Source organism: Micromonospora sp. CPCC 205561, from assembly GCF_036906775.1.
Taxonomy (GTDB): Bacteria; Actinomycetota; Actinomycetes; order Mycobacteriales; family Micromonosporaceae; genus Micromonospora.
In genome coordinates this window covers 1-5833 of sequence record NZ_JBAKHV010000105.1, presented here as the reverse complement: position 1 = coordinate 5833, position 5833 = coordinate 1, and the positions used below count along the sequence as shown (strand labels likewise).

At 75.3% G+C, this 5833-nt stretch carries 1 protein-coding gene; it reads left to right on the top strand.

Annotation, left to right across the window (positions count from 1 at the left end; translation table 11 throughout):
* On the top strand, window positions 1-5833 hold a 5833-nt coding region (locus tag V6V16_RS27545), incomplete at both ends, for a type I polyketide synthase (RefSeq protein ID WP_334566829.1).

Sequence of the window (5833 nt, the reverse complement as noted above, 5' to 3'; positions counted from 1 at the left end):
GGCGGCGGTCGACGCGCTCGTCGCCGGGCTGCCGGGGCTGACCGCCGTCGTGCACACCGCCGGCGTGGTCGACGACGGCGTCCTCGACGGGCTCGACCTGACCCGGATGCAGACCGTCCTCGACGGCAAGGTCCGCGCAGCCCGGGTGCTGCACGAGGCCACCGCCGACCGCGACCTCGACGCGTTCGTGCTCTTCTCCTCCCTCGCCGGGGTCATCGGCAGCGCCGGGCAGGGCAACTACGCGGCGGCCAACGCCTACCTCGACGCCTTCGCGGCCTGGCGACGCGACCAGGGCCTGCCGGGCACCGCCATCGCCTGGGGCGCGTGGGCCGAGGACGGCATGGCCGCCGCGCTGACCGCCCGGCTCGCCCGGGGCGGGGTCAACGCGCTCCCCGTCGCCGAGGCGGTCACCGCCCTCGGCCGGCTGGTCAACACCGCCGAGCCGGCGGTCACCGTCGCCGACGTCGACTGGGGGCGCCTCGCCGCCTCCTGGGGCCGGCCGACGCCACTGATCGCCGCCCTGCCCGGGGTGCCCGCCGTGCCCACCGGCCCCGTCCGCGCCGTGGTGGTCGGCCGGTCCCTGCCGCAGCTCGCCGACCTCGTGCGCACCCAGGCCGCGGTCGTGCTCGGCTACCCCGCCGGCCAGCCGCTGCCCGACCGCACCTTCCGCGACCTCGGCTTCGACTCGCTCACCGCCGTCGAGCTGCGCAACCGGCTGACCGCCGAGACCGGCATGACCCTGCCCGCCACGCTGGTCTTCGACCACCCCACGGTCGCCGAACTCGCCGCCCACCTGCACGGCCTCACCGCCGGGCACACCGTCGGAGAGGTGGTCGCCGACGGTACGGGCCGAGACCGCGAGCCGATCGCCATCGTCGCGATGAGCTGCCGCTTCCCCGGCGGCGTAGCCTCGCCCGAGCAGCTCTGGGACCTCGTCGCCACCGGCACCGACGCGATGAGCCTGATGCCCGGCGAGCGCGGCTGGAACCTCGCCGAGCTGTACCACCCCGACCCCGAGCACCTCGGCACCAGCTACGTCCGGGAGGGCGGCTTCGTCGCCGGAGCCGGCGAGTTCGACCCGGCGTTCTTCGGCATCAGCCCCCGCGAGGCGCTCGCCATGGACCCGCAGCAGCGGCTGCTGCTGGAGACCACCTGGGAGGCGTTCGAGCGGGCCCGGATCGACCCGACCGCGCTGCGCGGCAGCCGCACCGGCGTCTACGTCGGCACCAACGGCCAGGACTACGGCTCGCTGCTGATGGCCGCCGGGGACGTCGACGAGAACTACCTCGCCACCGGCACCTCCGCCAGCGTCATCTCCGGCCGGCTGGCGTACACCTTCGGGCTGCACGGCCCGGCGGTCACCGTCGACACGGCCTGCTCGTCGTCGCTGGTCGCGATGCACCTGGCCGCGCAGGCCCTCCAGGCGGGGGAGTGTGACCTCGCCCTGGCCGGCGGCGCCACCGTCATGGCCACCCCCGGCATCTTCGTCGGCTTCTCCCGCCAGCGCGGCCTCGCCGCGGACGGCCGGTGCAAGCCGTTCGCCGGGGCCGCCGACGGCACCGGCTGGGGTGAGGGCGTCGGCCTGCTGGTGCTCCAGCGGCTCTCCGACGCGCGCCGCGACGGCAACCCGGTCCTCGCCGTGCTACGCGGCAGCGCCGTCAACCAGGACGGCGCCTCCAACGGACTCACCGCCCCCAACGGCCCCGCCCAGCAGCGGGTGATCCGGCAGGCACTGGCCAACGCGGGGTTGACCGCCGGGCAGGTGGACGTGGTGGAGGCGCACGGTACGGGCACCACGCTCGGTGATCCGATCGAGGCGCAGGCGCTGTTGGCCACCTATGGCCGGGAGCGTCCCGCCGACCGTCCGCTCTGGCTCGGCTCGATCAAGTCGAACATCGGGCACACCCAGGCGGCGGCCGGCGTCGCCGGGGTGATGAAGATGGTCCTCGCGATGCGGCACGGGGTGCTGCCGCCCACCCTGCACGTGGACGAGCCCACCCCGCACGTCGACTGGAGCGCCGGCAGCGTCGAGCTGCTCACCTCCGCCCGCCCGTGGGAGCCGACCGACGGCGTACGCCGCGCCGCCGTCTCCTCGTTCGGCATCAGCGGCACCAACGTGCACACCATCCTCGAACAGGCGCCCGCCGACGAACCCGAACCCGAGCCCGTGGCGACGGTCGACGGGCCGACCGGGGAACTGCCCTGGGTGCTCTCCGGACGCACCGTCGACGCCCTCACCGCCCGCACCCGGGACCTGCTCGACCACCTCGACACCGTCGACGACAGCGGACTCGCCGACGTCAGCTGGTCGCTGGCCGCCACCCGCGCGTCCCACGACCACCGGGCCGTCGTCTTCGCCGCCGACCGGGACGAACTGGCCGCCGCCCTCGACGCGCTCGTCGCCGGCCGACCCACCCCGCAGACCGTCACCCGCGTCCCCGGTACGCCGGGCGAGGTCGCCTTCGTCTTCCCCGGCCAGGGCTCCCAGTGGGTCGGCATGGCCGCGGAACTCCTCGACACCGCCCCGGTCTTCGCGGAGAGGTTCGCCGCCTGCGCGGAGGCCCTGCGCCCGTACGTCGACTGGTCTCCGACCGACGTGGTGCGTGGCGCGCCGGACGCCCCGTCGCTGGAACGGGTCGACGTCGTGCAGCCCACCCTGTTCGCGGTCAGCGTCTCGCTCGCCGCGCTCTGGGAGTCGTACGGGGTTCGCCCCTCCGCCGTCGTCGGTCACTCGCAGGGTGAGATCGCCGCCGCGTACGTCGCCGGCGGCCTCACCCTGGACGACGCGGCGGCCGTGGTCGCGCTGCGCAGCCGGATCATCGCCGGCATCGCCGGGGACGGCGGCATGGTCTCGGTCGCCACCACCGCCGACGAGGCCACGGAGACGATCACCCGCTGGGCCGGCCGGATCGCCCTGGCCGCCGTCAACGGACCCACCTCCGTCGTGGTCTCCGGCGACAGCGCCGCCCTCGACGAACTGGTCGCCCACTACGAGTCCCGCGAGGTGCGGGTGCGCCGCGTCCCGGTCGACTACGCCTCCCACTCCGCCCACGTCGAGCAGCTGCGCGAGCAGCTGCTGGAACTGCTCGCCGGGCTGCGGCCCCGCACCGGCGAGATCCGGTTCCGCTCCACCGTCGAGGGCGACTGGCTCGACACCACCGCCCTCGACGCCGACTACTGGTACCGCAACCTGCGGCAGACCGTCCGCTTCGACGACGCGGTGCGCAGCCTCGTCGCCGCCGGCTACCAGACCTTCGTCGAGGTCAGCGCCCACCCCGTGCTGACCATGGCCGTGCAGGAGAGCGTCGAGCTGGCCGCCGCCGACCCGGAGGCGGTCACCGTCACCGGCAGCCTCCGGCGTGGCGAGGGTGGCCTCGGCCGTTTCCTGCGCGCCCTGGCCGAGGTCTGGACCGGGGGTACGCCGGTGGACTGGCGGCCCGCGTTCACCGGCCTCGCCGGACGTCGCCGCGAGCTGCCCACGTACCCCTTCCAGCGGCAGCTCTACTGGCCGCAGCCGTCCGCCACGCCCGACCCGGCCGCCGGCGTCGCCGGTCCCGTGGCGGACGACGAGGTCGACGCAAGGTTCTGGGCGGCCGTCGAGGCGGAGGACCTCGCGGCGCTCACCGCCGAACTCGCCGGCACGCCCGAGTCGGGCCCCGTGCCGGACACGGCGTTCGCCGACGTGCTGCCGGTCCTCGCCGCCTGGCGCCGCCGGCACCGCGACCAGGCCACCGTGGACTCCTGGCGGTACCGGGACAGCTGGACGCCGGTCGCCCCCGACGCCGCCGGCGAGCCGGCCGTCACCGGCACCTGGTGGCTGCTCACCGGCCCCGACGACACGGGCGCGGCCGAGGCCGCCTTCTGCCGCGAGGCGTTGCGGCGGCACGGCGGCAGCGTCGTACCGCTGGCGCTTGACGCCGACCGCACGGACCGCGAGGCGCTCGGCGCCCGGCTGCGCGACCTCGCCGCCAATGGCGCGCCTGCCGGGATCGTGTCGCTGCTGCCGCTCGACGAGGCGCCCGCCCCGGCGCACCCGTCGGTGCCGGTCGGCTTCGCCAGCACCGTGACCCTCGTGCAGGCGCTCGGTGACGCCGGCGTCCGCGCGCCGCTGTGGTGCCTCACCCGGGGCGCCGTCGCCACCGGCCCGGCCGACCCGCTGCCGCACCCGCTCCAGCAGCTCACCTGGGGATTCGGTCGGGTCGCCGCGCTCGAGCACCCCGACCGCTGGGGCGGCCTCGTGGACCTCCCCGACGAGCTCGACGACGCGTCCGGCCGCCGGCTGGTCCGCGTCCTCGCCGGCACCGACGGGGAGGACCAGGTCGCACTGCGGTGGGCCGGCGCGTTCGGCCGTCGACTGCTGCACGCCCCGCTCGGCGACACGCCCGCCCCGCGCACCTGGCGACCCTCCGGCACCGCCCTGGTCACCGGGGGCACCGGCGCGCTCGGCGGACACATGGCCCGTTGGCTCGCCGCCAACGGCGCCGCGCACCTGGTGCTGGTCAGCCGACGTGGCCGACAGGCCGAGGGCATCGGCGACCTCGAGGCCGAGCTGGTCGCACTGGGTGCCCGGGTGACCGTCGCCGCCTGCGACGCCGCCGACCGGTCGGCGCTCGCCGCCGTCCTCGCCGACCTGCCGCCCGAGTACCCGCTGACCACCGTCGTGCACACCGCCGCCGTCCTCGACGACTCGGTGATCAACTCGCTGACCCTGGACCAGGTCGACTACGCGCTCAGCGCGAAGGTCACCGCCGCGCTGAACCTGCACGAGCTGACCCGGGACCTGGACCTCGACGCGTTCATCCTGTTCTCCTCGATGGCCGGCACCGTCGGCAGCTCCGGCGTGGGCAACTACGCCCCCGGCAACGCGTTCCTCAACGCCCTCGCCGAGCACCGGCGTGCCCTCGGCCTGCCGGCAACCTCGATCGGTTGGGGCGCCTGGGGAGGCGGCGGCATGGCCGACGGCGAGTTCGGCCGGATGCTGCACCGCCACGGCGCGCCCGAGATGCCGCCTCGGCTCGCCGTCGCGGCCCTGCACCAGGCCGTCGAGCACGACGAGACGTTCCTGACCATCTCGAACATCGCCTGGGACCGGTTCTTCGTCGCCTTCACCGCCACCCGGCCCGGCCCGCTGATCTCGGAGATCCCCGAGGCGCAGCGGTTGCAGGCCACCAAGGGCCTGGCCGAGACGAAGGAGACCGACGAGGCCGGGCCGGCCGGCGCGTTCACCCGGATGAGCGCCGCCGAGCGCCAGCAGGCGCTGCTCGACCTGGTCCGCGACCAGGCGGCCACGGTCCTCAAGTACGCCGACGGCCAGGCCGTCGACCCGCACCACGCGTTCCGCGACCTGGGGTTCGACTCGGTGACCGCGGTCGAACTGCGCAACCGGCTCGCCACCGCCACGGCGCTGCGGCTGCCGGTGACCCTGGTCTTCGACTACCCGTCGCCGACCGCGCTCGCCCGGCACCTGCACGAGGAACTGGGCGGCGAGGCCGCCGTCGCGGCGGAGACCGCCCCGGTGACGCTCGGCGACGACGAGCCGGTGGCCATCGTCGCCATGTCCTGCCGCTTCCCCGGCGGGGCCAACGACCCCGAGCGGTTCTGGCAGATGCTGCACGCCGGCCGCGACGCCGTGTCCGACCTACCCGGCGATCGGGGGTGGGACGTCGAGCGGCTCTACGACCCCGACCCCTATTCCACCGGCACCTCCTACGTCCGCAGCGGCGCCTTCCTCTACGAGGCGGCGGAGTTTGATGCCGGTTTCTTCGGTATTTCGCCGCGCGAGGCGTTGGCGATGGATCCGCAGCAGCGGTTGTTGCTGGAGGTTTCGTGGGAG